The organism is Afipia sp. GW821-FHT04G03, assembly GCF_059419985.1.
Genome location: NZ_JBWKSV010000002.1, coordinates 136,232 through 158,559, shown reverse-complemented (window position 1 = coordinate 158,559; position 22,328 = coordinate 136,232). Strand labels below are relative to the sequence as shown.

At 62.7% G+C, this 22,328-nt stretch carries 21 protein-coding genes; 12 read left to right on the top strand and 9 right to left on the bottom strand.

Going from position 1 to position 22,328, the window contains the following annotated elements; all coding sequences use genetic code 11:
* Nucleotides 1-23: 23 nt before the first annotated feature.
* Nucleotides 24-1,544: an acyl-CoA synthetase gene (locus tag AC07UB_RS10000; RefSeq protein WP_494652840.1), complete on the top strand. Its 1,521-nt coding sequence runs from the start codon at nucleotides 24-26 to the stop codon at nucleotides 1,542-1,544.
* Between the two features lie 5 nt (nucleotides 1,545-1,549).
* Here the strand turns inward: AC07UB_RS10000 and AC07UB_RS09995 are convergent, their stop codons facing one another.
* Nucleotides 1,550-3,655: a molybdopterin-containing oxidoreductase family protein gene (locus AC07UB_RS09995; protein ID WP_494652838.1), complete on the bottom strand. Its 2,106-nt coding sequence runs from the start codon at nucleotides 3,653-3,655 to the stop codon at nucleotides 1,550-1,552.
* 201 nt (nucleotides 3,656-3,856) lie between these two features.
* On the opposite strand from AC07UB_RS09995, the gene AC07UB_RS09990 reads away from it, so the two are divergent.
* On the top strand, nucleotides 3,857-6,190 hold the full coding sequence (locus AC07UB_RS09990; RefSeq protein ID WP_494652836.1) for a xanthine dehydrogenase family protein molybdopterin-binding subunit: 2,334 nt from the start codon (nucleotides 3,857-3,859) through the stop codon (nucleotides 6,188-6,190).
* A 10-nt stretch (nucleotides 6,191-6,200) separates the two neighbouring features.
* On the opposite strand, the gene AC07UB_RS09985 is transcribed toward AC07UB_RS09990, so the two are convergent.
* Nucleotides 6,201-7,073 carry an SDR family oxidoreductase gene (locus tag AC07UB_RS09985; protein ID WP_494652834.1) on the bottom strand — a complete coding sequence of 291 codons (873 nt, stop codon included), beginning with the start codon at nucleotides 7,071-7,073 and terminating at the stop codon, nucleotides 6,201-6,203.
* A 78-nt stretch (nucleotides 7,074-7,151) separates the two neighbouring features.
* Between AC07UB_RS09985 and AC07UB_RS09980 the strand changes: the two genes are divergently transcribed.
* The gene (locus tag AC07UB_RS09980; protein ID WP_492791629.1) at nucleotides 7,152-7,418 is read left to right on the top strand and encodes a DUF7662 domain-containing protein; all 267 of its coding nucleotides are present in this window, start codon (nucleotides 7,152-7,154) and stop codon (nucleotides 7,416-7,418) included.
* Nucleotides 7,419-7,420: 2 nt separating this feature from the next.
* Here AC07UB_RS09980 and AC07UB_RS09975 read toward each other — a convergent pair whose 3' ends face one another.
* Genes AC07UB_RS09975 through AC07UB_RS09965 form a run of 3 tightly spaced genes read right to left on the bottom strand, consistent with a single transcriptional unit; the run spans nucleotide 7,421 to nucleotide 9,267 of the window.
* The gene (locus AC07UB_RS09975; protein WP_494652831.1) at nucleotides 7,421-8,125 is read right to left on the bottom strand and encodes a molybdate ABC transporter substrate-binding protein; all 705 of its coding nucleotides are present in this window, start codon (nucleotides 8,123-8,125) and stop codon (nucleotides 7,421-7,423) included.
* 25 nt (nucleotides 8,126-8,150) lie between these two features.
* Nucleotides 8,151-9,116 (bottom strand): tripartite tricarboxylate transporter substrate binding protein, encoded by a 966-nt coding sequence (locus AC07UB_RS09970; RefSeq protein ID WP_494652829.1) that lies wholly within the window; start codon nucleotides 9,114-9,116, stop codon nucleotides 8,151-8,153.
* A 10-nt stretch (nucleotides 9,117-9,126) separates the two neighbouring features.
* On the bottom strand, nucleotides 9,127-9,267 hold the full coding sequence (locus AC07UB_RS09965) for a hypothetical protein (protein WP_494652827.1): 141 nt from the start codon (nucleotides 9,265-9,267) through the stop codon (nucleotides 9,127-9,129).
* Between the two features lie 51 nt (nucleotides 9,268-9,318).
* Here AC07UB_RS09965 and AC07UB_RS09960 point away from each other — a divergent pair, with 51 nt between their 5' ends.
* Nucleotides 9,319-10,515 (top strand): ABC transporter substrate-binding protein, encoded by a 1,197-nt coding sequence (locus tag AC07UB_RS09960; protein WP_492791632.1) that lies wholly within the window; start codon nucleotides 9,319-9,321, stop codon nucleotides 10,513-10,515.
* A gap of 137 nt (nucleotides 10,516-10,652) precedes the next feature.
* Nucleotides 10,653-11,072 carry a DUF1496 domain-containing protein gene (locus AC07UB_RS09955; protein ID WP_494652825.1) on the top strand — a complete coding sequence of 140 codons (420 nt, stop codon included), beginning with the start codon at nucleotides 10,653-10,655 and terminating at the stop codon, nucleotides 11,070-11,072.
* A 12-nt stretch (nucleotides 11,073-11,084) separates the two neighbouring features.
* Here AC07UB_RS09955 and AC07UB_RS09950 read toward each other — a convergent pair whose 3' ends face one another.
* Entirely contained in the window at nucleotides 11,085-12,539 is a 1,455-nt protein-coding gene (locus AC07UB_RS09950; RefSeq protein WP_494652823.1) for a caspase family protein, read from the bottom strand.
* A gap of 166 nt (nucleotides 12,540-12,705) precedes the next feature.
* Here AC07UB_RS09950 and AC07UB_RS09945 point away from each other — a divergent pair, with 166 nt between their 5' ends.
* Complete coding sequence (locus AC07UB_RS09945; protein WP_494652821.1) at nucleotides 12,706-13,875, top strand: mandelate racemase/muconate lactonizing enzyme family protein; 1,170 nt, start codon at nucleotides 12,706-12,708, stop codon at nucleotides 13,873-13,875.
* 183 nt (nucleotides 13,876-14,058) lie between these two features.
* Complete coding sequence (locus AC07UB_RS09940; protein WP_492791636.1) at nucleotides 14,059-14,214, top strand: hypothetical protein; 156 nt, start codon at nucleotides 14,059-14,061, stop codon at nucleotides 14,212-14,214.
* A gap of 171 nt (nucleotides 14,215-14,385) precedes the next feature.
* Here the strand turns inward: AC07UB_RS09940 and AC07UB_RS09935 are convergent, their stop codons facing one another.
* Entirely contained in the window at nucleotides 14,386-15,609 is a 1,224-nt protein-coding gene (locus AC07UB_RS09935) for a polyhydroxyalkanoate depolymerase (RefSeq protein ID WP_494652819.1), read from the bottom strand.
* Between the two features lie 183 nt (nucleotides 15,610-15,792).
* Between AC07UB_RS09935 and AC07UB_RS09930 the strand changes: the two genes are divergently transcribed.
* The 4 genes from AC07UB_RS09930 to AC07UB_RS09915 all read left to right on the top strand — a co-directional run bounded on the left by AC07UB_RS09930 (nucleotide 15,793) and on the right by AC07UB_RS09915 (nucleotide 19,708).
* Nucleotides 15,793-16,446 (top strand): glutathione S-transferase family protein, encoded by a 654-nt coding sequence (locus AC07UB_RS09930; protein WP_492791638.1) that lies wholly within the window; start codon nucleotides 15,793-15,795, stop codon nucleotides 16,444-16,446.
* A 286-nt stretch (nucleotides 16,447-16,732) separates the two neighbouring features.
* On the top strand, nucleotides 16,733-17,872 hold the full coding sequence (locus AC07UB_RS09925) for a hypothetical protein (protein WP_492791639.1): 1,140 nt from the start codon (nucleotides 16,733-16,735) through the stop codon (nucleotides 17,870-17,872).
* Nucleotides 17,873-17,948: 76 nt separating this feature from the next.
* Complete coding sequence (locus AC07UB_RS09920) at nucleotides 17,949-18,305, top strand: nuclear transport factor 2 family protein (RefSeq protein ID WP_492791640.1); 357 nt, start codon at nucleotides 17,949-17,951, stop codon at nucleotides 18,303-18,305.
* 140 nt (nucleotides 18,306-18,445) lie between these two features.
* A complete protein-coding gene (locus tag AC07UB_RS09915; protein ID WP_494652816.1) occupies nucleotides 18,446-19,708 on the top strand; it encodes an MFS transporter in 1,263 nt (420 codons plus the stop codon).
* On the opposite strand, the gene AC07UB_RS09910 is transcribed toward AC07UB_RS09915, so the two are convergent.
* Both AC07UB_RS09910 and AC07UB_RS09905 read right to left on the bottom strand, forming a co-directional pair.
* Nucleotides 19,709-20,218: a VOC family protein gene (locus tag AC07UB_RS09910; RefSeq protein ID WP_492791642.1), complete on the bottom strand. Its 510-nt coding sequence runs from the start codon at nucleotides 20,216-20,218 to the stop codon at nucleotides 19,709-19,711.
* Between the two features lie 158 nt (nucleotides 20,219-20,376).
* Complete coding sequence (locus tag AC07UB_RS09905) at nucleotides 20,377-20,925, bottom strand: carboxymuconolactone decarboxylase family protein (protein ID WP_492791643.1); 549 nt, start codon at nucleotides 20,923-20,925, stop codon at nucleotides 20,377-20,379.
* A 204-nt stretch (nucleotides 20,926-21,129) separates the two neighbouring features.
* Between AC07UB_RS09905 and AC07UB_RS09900 the strand changes: the two genes are divergently transcribed.
* Complete coding sequence (locus tag AC07UB_RS09900) at nucleotides 21,130-22,314, top strand: acyl-CoA dehydrogenase family protein (protein WP_494653603.1); 1,185 nt, start codon at nucleotides 21,130-21,132, stop codon at nucleotides 22,312-22,314.
* Nucleotides 22,315-22,328 lie beyond the last annotated feature (14 nt).

The following is a 22,328-nucleotide window of genomic DNA, read 5'->3' as shown; positions in this document are numbered from 1 at the left end:
CTCCTTTCAATGGAACATTCGTCATGATCATCAGCGGCGAACGCCGGATCGATACGTCAGAGATTCAGCAGCGCATCGCGCGAGCGGCAAGCGGTTTCAAGGCGCTCGGCCTGCGCGATGGTGCGCCGGTTGGATTGATGCTGCGCAACGACTTCGCGTTCTTTGAAGCGTCGGCGGCCGCTGCGATGCTCGGATCGCCGGTGGTGCCGATCAACTGGCATTTGAAGGCCGAAGAGGTCGCCTACATTCTGGCCGACAGCGGCGCGCATCTGCTGGTCTGTCATGCCGACCTGTTGCCGCAGATCAAGGACGGCCTGCCGAAGCGGCTGCCGTTGCTGGTGGTGACAACGCCGCCGGAAATCGCCGCTGCGTTCGGCGTGTCGCCCGAAGCCGCGCGCGTGCCCGACGGGCATATCGATTGGGATAACTGGCGTGATGGCCATGCGCCGTCGCGGGATGTGCCGGGCCGGGCGTCGCCGATGTTCTATACTTCGGGGACCACGGGACGTCCGAAAGGCGTGAAACGTCAGCCGATGCAGCCGGAGCAGATGCTTGCCGCCGAGCGCGTCGGCGCAATTACTTACGGTCTGAAGCCGAATGAGAATCAGGTCATTCTCATGAACGGCCCGATGTATCACTCGGCGCCAAACTCCTACGGCATGATGGCGTTCCGTCACGGCTGCACCATCGTGCTGGAGCCGCGCTTCGATCCGGAAGACCTGTTGCAACTCGTCGAGCGGCACAAGGTCACGCACATGCACATGGTGCCGACCATGTTCGTGCGCCTGTTGCGGCTGCCGGACGATGTGAAATCCCGATACGATCTGTCGTCGCTGCGCTTTATCGTGCATGGCGCTGCGCCGTGTCCCGCGCCGGTGAAGCGGGCGATGATCGACTGGTGGGGGCCGGTGGTCCACGAATACTTCGGATCGACCGAAACCGGAATTCCGATCTGGCATTCCGCGCAGGAAGCGCTGGCGAAGCCAGGCACCGTCGGTCGCGCCATCGAAGGCGGCATCGTGAAAATCTTCGGGCCGAACGGCGAGCCTTGCGGCGTCAACGAGATCGGCGAGATCTTCATGAGGCAGACTGCGATCTCGGATTTCGATTATCACCACAAGGCCGGCGCGCGCGCCGAAGCCGGACGCGACGGTCTCATTAGTGTCGGCGATGTCGGTTATCTGGATGAAGACGGCTATCTGTTCCTGTGCGACCGCAAGCGCGACATGGTGATCTCCGGCGGCGTGAACATCTATCCCGCTGAGATCGAGAACGTGCTGATCGGCATGGACGGCGTGCGCGACTGCGCGGTGTTCGGCATTCCGGACGAGGAATTCGGTGAGCGGCTGTGCGCCTGCATCGAGCCGGAAACGGGCGTGGCGCTGACGCCGAAAGCGGTGCAGGACTATCTGCGTAAGCGGCTGGCGAACTTCAAGGTGCCGAAGGACGTCAATTTCCTCGACCAGTTGCCGCGCGAGGCCAGCGGCAAGATCTTCAAGCGCAAGCTGCGCGATCCCTATTGGGAAAAGAAGGGCGCGGCGTAACAGTCCTAGCTCGCCGGCCTGATCCACACCCGGTTGTCGTGGAATGCCGCGCCGCCGTAGGGCGCGATGGGATCGGCGCCGGTCAGGGTGTTGATGCCGCGGCCATCCTCGTAGGCGTCGTTTGGCCAGATCGATTCCGCGATCAGCACGCCGTGGCGCACGCCTTCGAACAGTTTGGCGTGAATGCGCACTTCGCCGCGCTGATTGCCGAGAATCACCTTGCCGCCGTCGTCGATTGACAGCGCTGCGGCATCGTCGGGATGAATCATCACGGTGGGACGTTGTTCGCGCCCGAGCGACGTGGGGGTTTCGCTGAACGTCGAATTGAGAAAGTTGCGCGCCGGAGAGGTGGCGAGGCGGAACCGGTGCTGGTCGTCGGCTTCTTCGATGACCTCCCAGTGATCCGGGAGCACCGGGAGCCCTTCGATCGGGCCGGAATGCCAGGGACTGCGGAATGGCACGGTCGGCCATTCCGGCTTGAAGCGGAACTTGCCGCCCGGCCAAGCGAAGCCTTTCGTATAATGCGCGGTGTCGAAATCCGGCTGGCAGTCGATCCAGCGTTCGCGCTCCAGATTTTCCAGCGTGCCCCAGCCGGACATTTGCAGCGTCTCGTCGATGATCTGGCGCGGCGACATGTTGAAGCCGCGATGCTCCGCGCCGAGCCGCTTGGCGAGACCCGCAATCACGTCGTGGTTCGAGCGGCATTGGCCCGGCGGCTCGATCAGCTTGGGGCCCGCGATAATGTATTGATGGCCGCCGCCCTGATAGACATCGTCATGCTCCATGAACATCGTGGCGGGCAGCACCAGATTGGCGGCCTTCGCCGTCTCGGTCATGAATTGCTCGTGCACGCAGACGAACAGGTCGTCGCGCGCGAAACCTTGCTTGACGCGGGTCTGGTCCGGCGCGACCGACACCGGATTGGTGTTCTGGATCAGCATCGCCGTCACCGGCGGGCCGTTAAAGAGTGCATCGGCGTCGCCACAGAGGATCGAGCCGATACGCGACTGGTCGAGCGAGCGCACCGACGGATCGACGACGTCGGTTCCTTCGATCAGCGTGCGATCCCAGTGATAGATCGCGCCGTTGTTGTGAAACGCGCCGCCGCCTTCGTGACGCCACGCGCCTGTCACCGCGGCGATGCAGCTTGCGGCGTGCATGTTGGCCGCGCCGTTGCGCGAGCGCGAGAAGCCGTAGCCGAGCCGGAAATAGGTGCGTGGCGTGTTGCCCACCAGCGCCGCGAATTCCTCGATGGTCTCGACCGGACAGCCGGTGATGCGTGAGGCCCATTGCGGATCGCGGCTGCGCAGATGCTGTTCGAGTTCGGCTGGAACGTCGGTGTACTGCGCGAGGAAATCGCGGTCGGCCTTTCCGTCACGGAACAGGCAATGCATCACGGCGCAAGCGAATGCGCCGTCGGTGCCCGGCCGCAACAGGACGGCGAGATCGGCCTGCTCCATGGTGCCGTTCATGTAGATGTCGACCGCGACGATCTTCGCGCCGCGTTCCTTGCGCGCGCGGGTCGCGTGGGTCATGACGTTGACCTGCGTGCTCACCGCGTTGGTGCCCCAGATCACGACGCAATCGGATTTTGCCATCTCGCGCGGATCGGGACCGGCGAGCTTGCCGGTGCCGGCGATGAATCCGGTCCAGGCGGGATTGACGCAGATCGTGGAATGAAAGCCGGAATACTTCTTTGCGTGGCGCAGGCGATTGATGCCGTCGCGCATCACGAGGCCCATGGTGCCTGCATACTGATAGGGCCAGACGGCTTCCGAACCGTAACGCGCCTCGGCTTCCTGAAATTTCCGGGCGACCAGATCCAGCGCATCGTCCCACGAAATCGGCGCGAATGTGCCGGAGCCTTTCGCGCCGGTGCGGACCAGCGGCTGTGTCAGGCGATCGGGATGGTGAATGCGCTCGGCATAACGCGCCACCTTGGCGCAGATCACGCCGGCGGTGTAGCCGTTGTCACGTGCGCCGCGCACCCGGCCGATGGTGTGCTCGTCGAGCACGTCGACTTCCAGCGCGCAGGTTGAGGGGCAATCGTGCGGGCAGACGGTCGCGGCGACCCGAACGGGCACGGTTTTGGGGCGGAGCATCTGGTTCATTGCCCGGACCTTAGCCCGCGCAGCCGGACATGCAAGCCGCACCGCCGCCCGCTTGGGAGGCCCGAGTTCTGCGCATGGCGGAAAGTCATCCGGCGGACTCAACCTTGCCTGCGCGAATGTGCTAAGCGGAACCCGCATCGGGGCAGGGAATCGCGCCCGCCCGGTCGCATCATGCGCGTCACATCGTTTGAAGGAATATCGATGAACATTCTGCCCTCCAATCTGCGCTTTGGCGCGGGTCAGTCCGTCAAGCGTCTCGAGGATCAGCGGCTTCTCACAGGGCAGGGACATTTCATCGACGACAAGCCGCAGGACGGCGGGCTGTGGCTTTACGTGTTGCGCTCTCCGCACGCCCACGCCAGGATTACGGCGATCGATACCAGCGCCGCGCTGGCCATGCCGGGTGTCGCCGCGGTTTACACCGGCGCCGATCTTGTCGCTGACAATATCGGGACCATTCCGACCTTGCCGATCTTCAAGCGACCCGACGGGTCGCCGATGGCGGCGCCACCGCGGCGGCTGCTCGCGCATGAGATCGTTCGCTTCGCGGGTGAGCCGGTCGCCGTTGTGCTGGCGTCGTCGCGCGCCGATGCACAGACTGCGGCCGAAGCCATCGCCATCGATTACGACGTTCTGCCTGCGGTGGTCAGCCCGACCGAAGCGTTGGCGGCTGGAGCACCCGCGGTCTGGCCCGACGCGCCGGACAATATCGCCGCCGCCATGAGTTATGGCGATGCGGCGGCGACCGAAGCGGCGTTCGCCAGGGCGAAGCACGTTGTCTCGCTCGATCTTGCGAGCCAGCGGCTGGTGCCGTCGGCGATGGAGCCGCGCAGCACCATGGCGGAAGTGGATAAAAAGACCGGACGTCTCACGTTGCACGTCCAGACCCAGACACCGACGGCGACCCGCGACGTTCTCGCGGACGTTGTGCTGAAGCGGCCGAAGGACAGCGTTCACGTGCTGGTCGGCGACATCGGCGGCGGCTTCGGCCACAAGACCAATCTTTATCCGGAAGACGGCATCGTTGCCTATGCGGCTACAAAGCTGAAGCGGACCGTGCGCTGGCGCGGCGACCGCATCGACGATTTCATCGGCGGCTCGCATGGCCGCGATCTCACGTCGACGGGTGAGTTTGCGCTCGACGAGAAAGGCCGCGTGCTGGCTTTCCGCGTGCGTTCGCTGGGCGGTACCGGGGCGTATCTGACCGGCGCGGGCGTCATCATTCCGCTGGTGCTCGGGCCGTTTGTCGCGACCGGCGTCTATGACCTGCCGCTGGTTCATTTCGACATCAAGGCGGTGCTGACGAATACTGCACCGACCGGACCTTATCGCGGGGCCGGGCGGCCGGAAGCGGTGTTCATCGTCGAGCGTTTGATGGATGCCGCAGCGCGCCAGATCGGTATGGACCCGCGTCAGATCCGCAAGGTCAACTACATCAAGCCCGCGCAGATTCCCTACACCAACGCCGTCGGTCAGGTTTACGACAGCGGCGCCTTCGCGCACATGCTCGATCGCGCCTCGACGCTCGCGGACTGGGACGGCTTTGCCGCTCGCAAGAAGGCCGCGAAAAAGAAGCGTCTGCTGTATGGACGCGGCCTCACCAGCTACATCGAATGGACCGGCGGGCGTGTTCACACCGAGAAGGTGACGCTGCAGGCCACGGCGGCAGGCCGGGTGGAATTGCATTCCGGCACGCAGGCGATGGGGCAGGGACTTCAGACCAGCTATTCGCAGATGGTCGCCGCTGCGCTCGGCATTCCGCTCGATCGCATCGACGTCGTTCAGGGCGACACGGACAAAGCCACGGGCGGCGGCAGCGTCGGTTCGCGCTCGCTGTTCGTCGGCGGCACGGCTGCTGTTGTGTCGGCCGGCGATCTCATTCAGAAGGCACGCGAGAAGGCCTCGCACGCGCTCGAAGCCTCGGTCGGCGATATCGAATACAGCGACGGCTTTCTCACAGTGGTCGGCACCGACCGCCGCGTCAGCCTGTTCGATCTGGCGAAGAGCGAGAAAGACGCGCGCCTCAGTGTCGACAGTCAAGGCGATGTGGACGGGCCGACCTGGCCGAACGGCACGCACATCTGCGAAGTCGAAATCGACCCGGAGACCGGCGTCACCAGGGTGGCGCGCTACACGACGGTCGATGATGTCGGCGTTGCCATCAATCCGATGCTGGTGACGGGTCAGATTCACGGCGGTGTCGCGCAGGGCATCGGCCAGGCGCTGTATGAAGGCGTGGTCTACGATTCGTCGGGGCAGTTGCTGACTGCGAGCTATCAGGACTATTGCATCCCGCGCGCCAGCGACATGCCGCATGATATCATTGTGACGCTGGACGAATCCGCGCCATGTGTGACCAATCCGCTGGGCGCAAAGGGCTGCGGTGAATCCGGCGCGATCGGCGGACCGCCCTGCATCGTCAACGGAGTGATGGATGCGCTGAGCGATCTCGGTATTTCCGGATTGCAGACGCCGCTGACGCCGGTGAAAATCTGGGAAGCGATTCGCGCCGCCAAAAGCGACAAGGCGGCGTGATGCGTTTCGTTCAGCGCGGCCCTTCACCTGCCGCACGGAGCGCCGTGAGACCCTCGCGGTAGGTCGGATAGGCCAGCGTGACGCCGAGTTCGGTGCGCAGCAGGTCGTTCCGCACCCGCTTGTTCTCGGCGTAGAACGAGCGGCCCATCTCGGTGAGGCCTGCATCCTCAAGGCTGATTTCGGGCGGCGGCTCGCAGCCGCAAAGCTGTGCCGCAAACGTTACGACATCCTGCGGCGGCGCGGGCTCGTTGTCGGTGACGTTATAGATTGCACCGGCGCGGGGCCGCTCAAGCGAGGCGTCGACCGCGCGCGCAATGTCCTCGACATGGATGCGGTTAAATACCTGACCGGGCTTGACGATCCGCCGCGCCGTTCCCCGCGCCAGTTGCACGAGCTGGCTCTGGCCGGGGCCGTAGATGCCCGCGAGGCGGAAAACATGCACCGGGATGTTGTTCGCGGCCCCGAAGGTCAGCCACGCCTGCTCGGCGTCAGCGCGTTCGCGCGAGCGCGCATTGGTTGGTGCCGCCGGCGTCTGCTCGTCGACCCACGCGCCGCCGTGATCGCCGTACACGCCGATGGTCGAGAGATAGCCGATCCACCGCAGCTTCGGCGCGGCGGCGATCTGCGTTGCGTAGCTCGCAAGTACCGGATCGCCTTTGCCGGGCGGCACGGAGATCAGCAGCGCCTCGCAGGCGGCGAGGTCACCCTCGATCGCGTCGTCGCGGCCGTCCGGCCCGAACACGCGCGCCGGCAGTCCGGCAGCGGACAAGGCCTGCGCCTTGTCGCGCGACCGCACGGTTCCACTCACACTGTCGCCGAGCGCGATACGCCGCTCCGCGATGGTCCGCCCGCTGAAACCTAGGCCGAAGACAAACAGATTCACGAATAGCCCTGTTCAAAAGCCTTGATGCGACGTACCTATCGGCTCACGGACCAATTTTCAATGCAACGGAGTGCCGGATTGGGCGACTATGATCCGCTTCGCGAATATCTGTCGCGCCAGCATTTGCCTGAACTCGTTCTGACCTTCGAGGAAATCGAGGACATGCTTGGCTTCGCGCTGCCGCGCGCCTCGCAGCGCGCGTCGTGGTGGGAGAAGGAGCGAAATCCTGAGAACGCGCGGCCGCAGCGTGACGCGATCCGCGATGGCGGCTATGAGGCGACGCGGCTTGCCGACGGCAAGGGCGTGCGCTTTCGCAAGCTCACCGCTGGACGGTTTCGGCGCTAGCATCAAATTTGATCGACAAATCCCGCGCGCTGCCGAAGCGCGCGATGCTCGGCCGCCGTGAGCAGGTCGATAAATGCCTGTCCCATTCCGGCGTGTTTTGTCGTCGCGGTCAGCGCGGCGGCATACATGGTGGCGAGATCGTAACCGCGCGGCAGCGCTCCGATCAGTGTCAGGCCGCGCGTGTTGAGAATTTCGGTGGTCTGCGTGCAGCCAATGGGGCGTTTTGCATCCGATGCCGCGAGGTTTCGCATCGCCGTCGCCCCGTTGGGAAACTCCCGGATCCGATCCGCGACCTCCGCTGCGATCCCCAGCCCCTCAAGCATTGTTGCGACGTGAATTCCCGCGGTCGAGGATTTGGTGTCGGGCACGAAGATGGCGTCGGACGTGAGCAGGGCGGCGCGCAGCTCATCTGCGTTGCCGATGGAAACGATAGGATCGCCGGTCCGCACGGCGACCGCGGTTTCGACAAGCCCCACATTCCTTGTTGTGGAGGGATCGATAAGGTTTTGCTCGGCGAGCGCTTTGAGAACCGCAGTTGTGAGCACCACCACATCGGCAGGTGCGCCCGCCCGCAATTTGTCGGCCATGGTGCCGACCGCACCGAACTCGCCTTCGACGGTCCAGCTCGTAACTTGTTTGAATGTTGGCGCAAGCGCATCGGCAAGCCCCTGCGCGGCGCCGCCGCTGAGAATTCTCAGTTTGGTCATGAAGAATGTCTTCTTGTTATCGTTGTTACTGCGCCTTGCTCTCGATCGCCTTGACCACGGCGGCCCATTTCACGATATCGCCGCGCAGGAACGCATCGAACTGCGCGGGCGTCATCGCCATCGGGCTCGCGCCCTGACCGGCCCAGAGCGAGACGATCTCCGGACGCCGGACGGCGTCGCTGATCGCGGCATTCAATCGCGCGACCACGGCCGGTGGCGTACCAGCCGGCGCCATGATGCCGAGCCAGATGGTTGCGTCATAGCCGGGCACGCCCGCTTCGGCCACGGTCGGAATATAGGGCAGCACGCTTGATCTCGTCTGTCCCGTGGTCGCCAGCGCGCGCACCTGACCCGCGGTGATGTTCGGCATCATGGTGGTGACGGCGTCGATCATCATTTCGATCTGCCCGCCGATCACATTGCTGCGCGCCTCGCCGCTTCCGCGATGCGGGACATGAACGATGTTGGTGCCCGTCATCGATTTAAAAAGCTCGCCCGCCATGTGGTAGGGCGTGCCCTGGCCGGACGATGCATAGTTGAGCTTGCCGGGCTGCGCGCGCGCCAGCGCAATGAATTCCGCCAGCGTCTTCGCCCGCACCGAGGGGTGAACGACAATGACAAGGTCCGAGGTGTTGACCGGCGCGATGGGAACGAAGTCGCGCATCAGCTCGTAGTTTCGATTGGGCAGCAGCGACTCGTTCGCGGTCTGCGCGTTCGACATCATCAGCAGCGTATAGCCGTCGGGTACAGCCTTCGCGGCTTCCAGCGTTCCAATGACGGCGCCTGCGCCCGGCCGGTTCTCCACCACGACCGGCTGTCCGAACCGTTCCTGGAGCGTCTTGCCGATCAGCCGTGCGTTGACATCCGCCGGCCCGCCGGCACCGAACGGCACGATGATCTTGACCAGACGGGAGGGGAAATCCTGCGCCGGGGCCTGCGATGCCGAGAAAAGAAGAGCGCCGATGGCGATGGCAAACCCGAGATGTCTCATGAATTGCGCCTCAGGCGCCGGCGGGCGCGCCGCGCATCAAAGCCGAAACCAGACCGGTTGCCAACGGCGGCTCGGAAGGTTCTTGGTGCGCCGCAATATGATCTTGCAAGAACTGCGCGGCTTTACGGCGAAAGTTCAATACCCCGCTCATGTGCGATTTTCGCTATAAGGATGTCCTAAAATAAAAAACAGGGAGATTTGCATGACATCGAAATTTCTGGCTGCCGCGGTCGCGGCGTTCAGCCTGACGACGGCGCTGCCGGCGGCTGCGCAAGGCGTCAAGATTGGAATTCTCAACGATCAGTCCGGCGTTTACGCCGACTACGGCGGCAAGTGGTCCTTCGAAGCGGCCAAGATGGCGGTCGAGGATTTCGGCGGCACGGTGCTCGGCCAGAAGATCGAAGTGATCTCCGCCGATCACCAGAACAAGCCGGACCTCGGCGTCAGCATCGCGCGCCGCTGGTACGAGGTCGAGAACGTCGACATGATCACCGAGCTGACCACGTCGTCCGTCGCGCTCGCGGTTCATGATCTCTCCAAACAGATGAAGAAGATCGATATCGTGGTTGGCGCGGCAACGTCGCGTCTGAGCGGCGATGCATGTCAGCCTTATGGCTTTCACTGGGCGTATGACACCCGCGCGCTTGCCTACGGCACCGGCGGTGCACTGGTGAAGGCCGGCGGCGATACATGGTTCTTCATGACCGCCGATTACGCGTTCGGTCATGCGCTGGAGAAAGACACCGGCGACTTCGTCACCCAGCAGGGCGGCAAGGTCGTGGGCGCGGTTCGCATTCCCTTGAACACCGCCGACTTCTCCTCGTTCTTGCTGCAGGCACAAAGCTCGAAAGCGAAGATCATCGGTCTCGCCAATGCCGGTCTCGACACCACCAACTCGATCAAGCAGGCGGCGGAATTCGGCATCGTTAAGGGTGGCCAGAAGCTCGCTGGACTGCTGCTGACGGCGGCTGAAGTCCACGGCCTCGGTCTTGAAGCCGCGCAGGGTCTCGTGCTGACCGAGGGCTATTACTGGGATCGCGACGCGCGGTCGCGCAATCTCGGCGAGAAGTTCTTCAAGCGCACCGGCCGGATGCCCAACATGATCCAGGCCGGCACTTACTCGGCGACCTTGCAGTACCTGAAAGCCGTCAAGGCCGCGGGCACCAAGGACACTGAGGCGGTTGCCAAGAAGCTGAAGGAACTGCCGGTCGATGACGACTTCGCGCAGGGCGGCAAGGTTCTCGAAAACGGCCGCATGGTGCACGACCTCTATCTGTTCGAGGTCAAGAAGCCGTCCGAGTCCAAGAAGCCCTGGGATTACTACAAGGAGCTTGCGGTGGTGCCGGGCGACAAGGCGTTCCCGTCCGCCAAGGAGTCGGGCTGTCCGCTGACGAAGTAAATCCCGCCATCCGGTCCGGCGCTGTGCCGGGCCGGATGATGGGGTGATTTTCAATTGACGATATTTGAAGCTGTTTTCCTTAAGCATTTTTGCGCAGGTCGCCTTCTTGAAGCGGCCGCGCCGCGCTAAGATGGCGAATGAACCGCATTCTCCCGCTGTGCCTTCTTGTCTTGCTTGGCCTGCCCGCCGCCGCGCAAACGCCGCCGGAGCAGAAGCCTTCGGCCGAACAAAAATCCTCGCCTGAGCAGAAGTCTCCGGTTGGACAAAAGCCCGCCGCGCTCGTCTGCATCTACAACAGCCGGAGCTACAGCGAGGGCGCGACCGTCTGCGTGCAGAAGGCGATGATGCAGACCTGCACATCTGACGGTACGAAGGCCACATGGACCACGGTCACGGATGAGAAACTGAGCAGCCGCTGCGTGACGCCGGCACCGCGCCTGTCGAAGTATCAGCGGCGTGCGCTCTGGAATCGCCGGAATGTCGCCAGGGAAATCACCGCCTGGACCGATCGTTCGCCGTTCTGCTTTGTCACAAACGGCCAGCGGTTCTGCGAATAGGCTGACAAACGATCAGTTGGTCTTGTAGATCGTATTGGCCCAGGTGCCGCCGCACGTCTCCTCGCGGTTGCCGGTGCATTTGGCGTTGCAGTTGTCGGCCGCGCCGAACTTGCCGAACTTGTTGCCGCAGAAACAGTGACCGCCATATTGCGTTCCGGCGTGACTGAAGCCTTTGTCACGACAGGTAGAGACGCACAGTTGCGTCGTCATCTTGCCGTCGTAGAAGGTGTAGCCGTCAAGATCGCGCTTGCTGTCATCCTTGAAGCATCCGAGATAGCCGTTCGCCGCTGGAGTGGTCGCGGTGCTGGCGGACGGGGTCACCGCGGCAGTGACCGCGGAAGGCGATGCAGGCTCGCCGGCTTTTTGCGCGGGATGCAGTGAGCGTTCGTCCGGCTTCGCGCTTGCGACCCTGGTGTCCTGTGTTTTCAGGTCTTGCAGGCGGGCGCGGGCAAGGTCGCCATAGATGCTGTCGCCGAAGCGCCGCACGAAGGCTTCGAGCACAGTGGCGCTCGTGGTTGCGGACACCGCGCGCCAGGCTTCCGCGATCTCGTTGGACGACGGCGACGGCGCTGCATTGACCGGTACGCGCGCGGCGGCCGATGCGGCCGGATCGACTGACGCGACCTGCGCGGGCTTGTCCTCGGTTTTCTTCGACTCGGCTTTGGCCGTTGCGGCCTGTGCATCCACGATGGCGACCGTGTTGCCGCCGAGCGAGCCATACACATATGGCTCCTGCTTGCGGCTCGTGGAGGAGAGCACCGAGTCGCGCACGCGCCCGAATGCGATGCGCAGATCGACGCCCGGCGTCGCGATGTGTTCGAGCAGCGCGGTGGTGAAGGGGCTGTTGCTGTTGTCGCCGTCGAGCGCCACCGAGCCCGCCTTGGCGGCGAACGCGATCAGTGTGTCGGACACCGTCGGCTCGATCTTGGCGAGACCGCGTCCGACCGAGCGCGACGCCACCGTGCGCTTCATGGTCTTGGCGAACGGATTATCGCGGCAGGCATCCAGCATCACGAGACGCAGGCGCTTGGCGGGCTCGATCGCCTTCAGCAGCCGGTCGAGCGACAGCGCTTCGTCCTCGATGTCGAAATCGCGCGCCAGTTTCGCATCTGCCGGCACCAGATAGTTGGTGCCGTCGACCTCGATGCCGTGGCCGGCGAAGAACACCACGGCGACATCGGCGTCCTGTGCCTTGTCAGAGAAATCGCCGACCGCCCGGCGCAGATCGGCGATGCCGACATCGCGCCGGGTTTCGACTACATCGAATCCCGATTTCCGGAACAGGTTCGCCATCGCGTCGGCGTCGTTCGACGGGTTAGGTAGTTTGGCGACATGCTGATAGGCGGAAATGCCGAGCACCAGAGCGACACGCTTGTCGGCGCGCGCGGCGGTCGCGGTCAACTGCGCCACGGACAGCATCGCAAACAGGATCAGGAAGGATCGCAGCACGGTGCGCAAGGGAAGCATCTCCTGGATTTCCGGCCCGCTCTTTACCACAGGCGGCAATGAGCGGAAAAGAGGCGGAATGCCGCAAAAAACCCGCGGTTTCCCTTGAACTTTTCACGCCCTTGGGCGACATCGCTGCACGGTATATGACGCCGGAAACACTACAGAACAACAAGCAGGAGCCGCCATGTCCGTTCGCATCGTCGATGTCCGCGAGATCACCAAGCCAATCTCGTCCCCGATCCGCAATGCCTATATCGACTTCACCAAGATGACGACGAGCCTTGTTGCGGTGGTGACTGACGTCGTGCGCGACGGCAAGCGCGTGATCGGCTACGGCTTCAACTCCAACGGACGTTACGGGCAGGGCGGGTTGATCCGCGAACGCTTCGCGCCGCGCATTCTCGAAGCCGAGCCGAAATCGCTGCTCGATGAAACCGGCGGCAACATCGATCCCGACAAGGTCTGGGCTGCGATGATGTCCAATGAAAAGCCCGGCGGCCACGGCGAGCGCTCGGTCGCGGTCGGCACGCTCGACATGGCAGTGTGGGATGCGATGGCGAAGATCGCAGGTAAACCGCTGTTTCGCCTGTTGGCGGAGCGTCACAAGCGCGAAGCCAATCCGCGCGTGTTCGTCTATGCCGCCGGCGGATACTATTATCCCGGCAAGGACAACACCGCGCTTTGCAAGGAAATGCGCGGTTATCTCGATCGCGGCTACAACGTCGTGAAGATGAAGATCGGCGGCGCCTCGCTCAAGGAGGATCAGGGACGCATCGAGGCTGTGCTGAAGGAAATCGGCTCGCAGGCGCAGCTCGCGGTCGACGCCAACGGCCGCTTCGATCTGGAGACCGCAATCGCTTACGCCAAGATGCTGCGGCAGTATCCGCTGTTCTGGTATGAAGAGATCGGCGACCCGCTGGACTTCGCATTGCAGGCGACGATGGCGGATTTCTATCCGGGACCGATGGCGACGGGCGAGAATCTTTTCAGCCATCAGGACGCGCGCAATCTCATTCGTCACGGCGGCATGCGGCCGGATCGCGACTGGCTGCAGTTCGACTGCGCTTTGTCGTATGGCCTCTGCGAGTATCAGCGCACGCTCGAGGTTTTGAAAACGCACGGCTGGTCGCCGTCGCGTTGCGTGCCGCATGGCGGGCATCAGATGTCGCTGAACATCGCGGCGGGCCTCGGCCTCGGCGGCAACGAAAGCTATCCGGACCTGTTCCAGCCTTACGGCGGTTTCCCCGACGGCGTGCGCGTCGAGAACGGCCACATCACCATGCCGGATCTGCCGGGCATCGGCTTCGAGGGCAAGTCCGATCTCTATGCCGAGATGAAGGCGCTGGCGGCGTAAATGACGCTTCGCGCGTCATATCGACAAAATCGATTTGAAGCCTCCGGATTTCTCGTTTGCCAAAATCGTAGAGAGGCCTAGATTTACCGGACGTGAGGCAGACCGAACCCCGAACCTGCCAGGAAGACGCCGCGGCGTCCGGACCCAACCCGGATTGCCGCGGCGAACGGAGGGATCAAAACCATGCAGACCGGAAAGCAAGAGCGCATCCCATTCCTGCGCGTTTTTCTGGCGTGGCTCGCGCACCGCCTTGCGCGCGGGCAGGCGTCGATGAAACCGGCATACAGCGCCGTCGCTGTCCCGGTGCTCGCCGTGCGCGGCAAGCCGTCGCGCGGATGAGTGAGCGGAACGCGACTCCGACGAGAGGGCGTCGCCGAAAGAGAGATCGTGAGAAATTGAAAGTCGTCTGAGAGTGGTCCGCCCGTCATTTGGCGGACGGCCATTCTTCCTCAAACTGAAGGCCGCCTGTTCGCAGGTGGCCTCTTTTTTTGACCCGATCGCGAGCCGCCGTCACGAATTGACGTGAATGAAGTCCCGCAGCAGCGGATAGATTTCGTTGTTCCACTTGCGGCCGCTGAACACCCCATAGTGTCCCACGCCGGCCTGCATATGATGCACCTTGCGGTAGGCGCGCACGCCGGTGCAGAGGTCCTGCGCTGCGAGGGTCTGCCCGATCGAACAGATGTCGTCCTTCTCGCCCTCCACGGTCATCAGGCCCATCTTCTTGATCGAGGCGCAGTTCACCGGACGGCCGTGGTAGGTGAACTTGCCCTGCGGCAGCAGATGTTCCTGAAACACGTCGCGGATGGTGTCGATGTAGAAATCAGCCGGCAGATCCATCACCGCGAAGTATTCGTCGTAGAACGTCTTGATGGTGTCGGCTTTCTCAGTCTCGCCTTTTGCCAGATGCTCGAGCAAATCCTTGTGCGACTTGAGGTGGCGATCGAGATTCATCGACACGAATGCCGTGACCTGGATGAAGCCCGGATAGACTTTGCGGAACGCGCCCTTGCACTGCATCGGGACGTACTGGATCAGGGTGTCCTCGAACCACTTCAAGGGTTTTGATTTTGCGAAGTCGTTGACCTTGGTGGGCGCGATGCGGGTGTCGATCGGCCCCGCCATCAAGGTGAGGCTCGCCGGGCGCGCGGGGTGATTGTCCTCCGACATGATCGCGCAGGCGGCGAGCGCCGACACTGACGGCTGGCAGATCGCGACCATGTGCGACTTCGGGCCGATCTGATCCATGAACGTGATGAGATGTTCGGTATATTCGTCGAGGCCGAACTTGCCTTGATTGAGCGGAATGTCGCGCGGGTTATGCCAGTCGGTGATGTAGACGTCGTGATCCTGCAGCAGTGTCTGCACCGTGCCGCGCAGCAGCGTCGCGAAGTGTCCCGACATCGGCGCGACCAGCAGGACCTTCGGCTGCGCCGGTGCGCCTTCCTTCTTGAAATGCAGCAGTGAGCCGAACGGCGTCGCGAACGGGATTTCCTCGATGACCTCGCATTTGCGGTTGCCGACCAGAACAGGCTTGATGTCATAGTCGGGCCGCTTGTAGGTCAGCGACGTCCGCGAGATCATCTCGAACGCGGCCGCGAGCCGTCCGAACACCTTGTCGGAGACGCCCTCCGGAAACATCCTGAGATACGCCATCGCCGTGGCTGCGCCCGAGCGCAACGGCGCGGCGAAATCCATGGTGTTCTGATAGGCCTGATACATCATCGGCGACATCCACGTCATTCCCCTGCTTTGTCGTCATGCAACAATGACGCCAGAGCGCCGTCAATTGGCCTTAGGAACTGGCATGTCGTTTGCTGTGTGTAAAAGGAGCAGGCGCTTAAACAACAGGCAGGCTCGGCGAACGGCGGGCTGTCGGCACCGCTTCTTTGATGTGCAGGCGTAAGGAGGGCGACCATGGCCAAGGCCACTTTGACAATCAGCAGCAAGAACTATTCGTCATGGTCGCTGCGCGGCTGGCTGCTCACCAAATTTTCGGGGCTGGAGTTCGACGAGATCGTCACCGCCGCCGATGATCAATCGGCGCGTGCGGAAATCCTGCTGCTGTCGTCGTCGATCCTGGTGCCGTGTCTGCGGCATGACGGGGCGACGGTCTGGGATACGCTGGCGATCGGCGAATATCTCAACGATCTCATGCCCGATGCGGGTTTATTGCCGTCCGAGCGCATTCCCCGCGCGCACTGCCGCTCGATCTGCGGCGAGATTCATTCCGGCTTCGCGACCCTGCGCTCGTCGCTGCCGGTCAACATCAAGGGGCATTTTCCCGGCTTCAAGATCTGGTCGCGGGCGCAGGCGGACATCGACCGGATCTGCGCGATCTGGAGCGACTGCCTGGAAAAATCCGGCGGGCCGTTCCTGTTCGGGCATCGTTCGATGGCGGACGCGATGTACGCGCCGGTGGTGACGCGCTTCCTGACCTACGATGTGCAGATCGGCCCGACACTGGCGAGCTATGCAAAACGGATCATCAGCCTTCCTGAAATGCAGGAATGGATCGAGGCGGCACGGCTGGAGCCCGCCGATATCGAGGAGCTTGAGGTGGAATATTAGGCAGCGGCGCAGCGCAATTGCCTGATCGCTGGGCCCAATATCATCACTTGCGCGGATCTGTGACCGTGCCTGACTGGGATGCCAGAGCTTCTTAAGTCGATCGCGAGTCGTTGCGCGGCATGGCATGTCGTCCGCGCGCTCCAATCTCCCACGGATTCAGCCACATCTTTTGCTGCGTAAAAATTCCTCAGGTCACGCGCGTTCCTAATGCGGTCGCTGGCGTGGAATTCGCATGATCCTTTGCAGAAGCAACTGGCCGGGTGCCCCGCCCGGAGTGGAGAATGCCATGAATGTGCATGCCACGGTCGATTCAAAATCGCCGGGTCTGACTCACCCGAACGGTGATCCCATCCGCCTGAACACCCAGAGTTTTGTGGCGATCGATCGCCACAAGGATACGACATACGAGCCGACCTATCGCCCGCAGGCGCTCTACAGCCGCGCGAACGAAGGCTTTCATGCCAACAACGAAGCTTTCCTTCTCCATGAGGTCGCAACAAATCTGCCGATTTATCTCCCGGATACCGGCCCCACCGATTTCCACCTTCACCTTCCACCGGGTGGTTTCCAACTCGTGCTGGTGACGTCGGGGATGTTCACTTTCGATTACGATGGGCGCTTCTACAATGTGGGTCCCGGCGCGGTGATGCTGCAAAGCGCGATCGTGCATCGCCAGCTTTTTTACACATGGTCAGGGTTGTCGACCGAAGAGAATCTGAAGACGCCGCAGACGGTGGTGCCGGACGCGATGTCCATGGGCTACTCCGGCAAGTTTCTTGAAGCCTTCATCACCGATCCGACGACTTTCCCAAATCCGACGATTGTCGGTCCGGATCAAATCAACGAGGCCGAAACGCCGCGTGTGGCCTGGACCCATCCGCTGCATGACCGCCCCGCCGATGCCGGCTTCTGGCTTCAAGACCCGCTGGCGCTGGACGCGCTCTTCAAGCCGCTGGCCGGCGGTGCCGTCAAATCGGCGGTGCCGGTTTACGTGCGCGACATTGGTATCGAAGTCCCGAGTGGCCATCTCGTCACCGGCCACATCATCGCAACCGATCCGAACGGGCACTCGCTCCTGCCGAAAAGCACTTCGGCATCGGTGAACGAGGACTCTTTCGCAAAAGGCGAAGTCGTCATTTACCGCGTCATTCGCGGCACGTCCGAATTCAGGGACAGCACGGGCAAGACGTTTGAACTTGCGACCGGCGATGTGGTGACCGCGAGCAAGAACACGATCACGCTCACAGGCGTGGGCGAAAACACGCAGGTGCTGCGGCTCGGCCTCCTGAAGGGGATGGAGAAGCTTCGCAGTTGGACGCCGACGCAGCGTGACGAGATCGACGGCCTCGCCGGTCAAATCATCACCCAAAGGGACATCCGTCCCTTGCGGACCGAAGGCAAGCCGGTCGGCTATTTATACGAGTAGGCACTGGCCGCCCCCGTGGCGGTTGATGTTTCCTGTTGCTATTGTTCCCCGAGAGATATTCACCGGGGAAGCACAGATGCCCACACGCGCGCGTGTTGATGAATTCATTGCCGTGGTCGAAGGCGGCGATCACGCCGGCGCCATCGAGCGCTATTACACCGAAGATGCCAGCATGCAGGAAAACACGTCGCCGCCGCGCGTCGGCCGCGAGGTGCTGGTGGCGCATGAACGCGGCATCCTCGCGATGATGAAAGAGGTTCACTCCAAAGCGCTGGTCTCGGTGGTTGAAGGCGACCACGTCATGATACATTGGAATTTCGATCTGGTCGGCCGCGACGGCAAGACCCGCCATGTCGATGAAATCGCGATGCAGGAATGGCGTGGCGACAAGGTGTTCCGCGAGCGGTTCTTCTACAACGCGGCGAAGGGCTGAAAATTCCCGCGCACGCCGCATGACTAAGCCTCATGTGAGCAATGACGAGGTCTCGCTTGACGCCGTGACCGGCGTCCTGACAGATGTCCGGCCAGACGAAAACGAGAAGAGCATCAGCTCTCACGAGGAAGCGCCAGTTCATGAATTCGCCTCACACCGGCTCCGCCGGGGATGAGAAAACGATCGACGAGACGTCGATCCGCTATGAAGGCTGGCCCATCGTCGCGGTCTGCTTTCTGGTCGCGACGTTTGCATGGGGCGCCGGGTTTTACGGGCAAGGGGTCTATCTCGCCGAACTGCATCGGCTGCATGGCTGGCCTAACTCACTGATCTCGACCGCGACGACCTGCTATTACCTGTTCAGCGCCGTGCTTGTGGTGTTCGTCAGCGAGGCGATCCGAGTGCTGGGGCCGCGCCGTCTTCTGATCGCGGGCATCGTCAGCATGGCGGCGGGCACCGCGCTGGTCGGGCAGATCACGTCGCCGTGGCAGCTTTATGTGGCTTACGCGCTGATCGCGACCGGTTGGGCGGGCACCAGTCTCGCCGCGATCAACAACACGCTCGGCCTGTGGTTCGACAAGAAGCGCGGCATGGCGATCAGTTTAGCGCTGAATGGCGCAAGCTGCGGCGGCATTCTCGGCGTGCCGCTGCTGGTTGCAGCCATCGGCAGGTTCGGTTTCCCGGCAACCTCGATCGGGGCGGCGCTGGTGATGATCGCGCTGGTGGTGCCGGCCGTCGTGATCTGGGTCGGCCGGCCGCCGAAACGCACGTTGCCGCCGCTGGATGCATTCGATCCAGCGCCGGCGCCTGTCGCGCAGTCAGCGGCCCAGATGCGCCGCGCGGCGTTCGGCAGCCTGCCGTTCTGGACCATCACCGTGCCGTTCTCGCTGCTGCTGGTGGCGCAGGTCGGTTTCATCGTGCATCAGATTTCGTTTCTCGAACCGATCATCGGCCGCGAGCGCGCCGGGATCGCGGTTGCACTGATGACGGCGATGGCTGTGATCGGGCGCGTGCTGTTCGGTATCGTGGTCGACCGGATGGATCAGCGCATCGCGTCCAGCGTCTCGGCGGTCAGCCAGGCCATTGCACTGCTCGTCATCATCAACACGCGGAACGAATTCGCCCTGTTCGCTGCAAGCGCGCTGTTCGGATTTTCCGTCGGCAACATGATCACGCTGCCGTCGATGATCGTGCAGCGCGAGTTCAGCACGGCGGCATTCGGCGTGCTGGTCAGTCTGGTGACGGCGATCTGCCAGTTCACCTATGCGTTCGGACCGGGGATCGTCGGCCTGCTGCGAGATATCTTCGGCAGCTACACCGTGCCGTTCTATGCCTGCGCCGCGCTGGAATTGATCGCCGCGGTGATCGTCTTGATCAGAGCGAAGACACCGCAGGTTATTTAATCAACCTTCCCGTTCCCGCAGCAGCGCTTCGACATCGAGCCGGCGCGTGAACATCGCAAGACTTCCATCGGGATGGCGCGGCCATTCGGCTTCGGGCCGATCGCGATACAATTCCACGCCATTCTCGTCGGGGTCACGCAGGTAAAGTGCCTCGCTGACGCCGTGATCGCTCGCGCCGTCGAGCGTAATCCCGGCGGACAGCACCCGATGCAATGCATCCGCCAGCGCCGCGCGCGTCGGATAAAGGATGGCAGTGTGAAACAATCCGGTGGTGCCCGGCGCGGGCGGCTTGCCGCCCTTGCTTTCCCATGTGTTCAAACCGATGTGGTGGTGATAGCCACCCGCCGAAATGAACGCGGCCTGATCGCCATAACGCTGCATCAGCTCAAAGCCGAGCACGTCCTGATAAAATCCCAGCGCGCGGTCGAGGTCCGCCACTTTAAGATGGACGTGGCCGATCCGCGTGCCCGCGGCGATGGGCCTGAAAGACGATGACGCAGTCTCGGTCATATCAATCTCCGATTTCCATACTGAATAGGAGAGATGGATAGCGAACGGAGTTAATCAAGCGGCCATGTGCTCCGTCATTGCGAGAAGCGCTAGCGACGAAGCAATCCAGTTCCTAGATCTGGGTTGCTTCGCTTCGCTCGCAATGACGTTCTCTCTGGTCACGGCACCAGGTCCGAGACCTCACCCTCGGGCAGTCCCACCTCGAAGGCGTTAAGGGTCATGGAGATCAGCGAATAGTAGCCGAGCACGCCGACCAGCTCGACAGTGCCGCTCTCGCCGAACATCGCGACGGCCTTGTCGTAAAGCAGCTTGGGTACGGTGTGGTTCTCGTGCATCGACTCGCTGAATTCGTAAACCAGTTGCGCTTTCGGGTCGTCGAAATCCGGAACGCGGCGGTGATTGATGGCATCGACGATCTTGGGCTCAAGCCCGGCGGCGAGCGCAATCTTCTTGTGCGCGTACCATTCGTAATGCGCGCTCCAGTGCCGCGCGGTGACGAGAATCGCGAGTTCCGACAGCCGCGGCCCGAGCGAAGTGTTGTAGCGCAGGAATTCGCCGAGCCGGCTCGCGTGCCGCGCCATCTCCGGCGCATGAATCCACGCGCGCAGCGGCGGCACTACGGTGCCGCGCTTGCCGGCGGAAGCTTCCGCATAAATGCTCTTCTGGTCGTCGCTCATTTCGCTAGGCGAAAGGTCTTTCAGGCGCATAACGGTTTCCCTTGTTCTTTCAATCGTTGCGGCGCTCGGCGTGAGAATGCCGATGGGCCGTGCATGGCTACCATATCGCACACCGCGCGGCTTTCGTGGATGGGAGATATTGAAATTCGCCAAGCGGACAGTACAGTCCGGCCGAGAAATTCAACCGTGGCCGCGCAAATTGCGTCATGGGCCGAACTGGTCGAGGAAATATCGATGGCAGAGTCCGAAAAATTCCGCGCGGAGACGCGCGCCTGGCTGGAAGCCAATTGTCCGCCCGAGATGCGCAAGCCGGTGGCGAGCGAAAACGATGTGTTCTGGGGCGGCCGCAATACCAAATTTGCATCCGAGCCGCAAAAGGTCTGGTTCGAGCGAATGCGCGACAAGGGCTGGACCGTGCCGGAATGGCCCAAGGAGTATGGCGGCGGCGGCCTCGATGCAGAACAGACGAAAATCCTGCGTCAGGAAATGGCGGCGATCGGCGCGCGGCTGCCGCTGTCGAGCTTCGGCATCTGGATGTTGGGACCGGCGCTGCTGAAATACGGCACCGATGCGCAGAAGCGCGAGCATCTGCCAAAAATTGCCGCCGGATTGATTCGCTGGTGTCAGGGTTATTCCGAACCCAACGCGGGGTCGGACCTCGCGTCCCTGCAGACGCGCGCGGATGTTGATGGCGACGACTACATCATCAATGGGCAGAAAATCTGGACGTCCTACGCCAATTTCGCCGACTGGATCTTCTGTCTGGTGCGGACGGATTTCTCGGCCAAGAAGCATGATGGCATTAGCTTCATCCTGTTCGACATGACCTCGAAGGGTGTATCGACCAAGCCGATTCTCCTGATCTCCGGCAAGTCGCCGTTCTGCGAAACCTTCTTCGACAACGTCCGCGTGCCGCGATCCCACGTGGTCGGCACCGTCAACCGCGGCTGGGATGTCGCGAAGTACCTGTTGCAGCACGAGCGCTCCATGATCAGCGGTCTCGGCGATCGCAGCGCCGGGCGGCCGCTCGGTCAGGTGGCGGCGAATTCCATCGGCGCAGATGCGAACGGTCAGCTCGACGACGCGGTGTTGCGCGGGCAGATCGCCGCGTTCGAGGTCGATGAGGCCGCGCTCGCCTGCGCGTCCGAACGCGCGGTCGATCTCGCCAAGGCAGGGCAGGGCCATCCAGCCTGGTCATCGGCGCTGAAATACTACGGCACCGAGTTGAACAAGCGCCGTCATGAAATCCTGATGTCGGCCGGTGGCGTCGATGCGCTCGAATGGGAAAGCGAACGCTCGCGCGAGGGCGCGGCGGCGCGCTCGTGGTTGCGCACCAAGGCCAACTCGATCGAAGGCGGCACCAGCGAGGTGATGCTTGGCATCGTCGCCAAGCGCATTCTCGATCTGCCGGGCGCGTAATCGCGCCGCGCCCA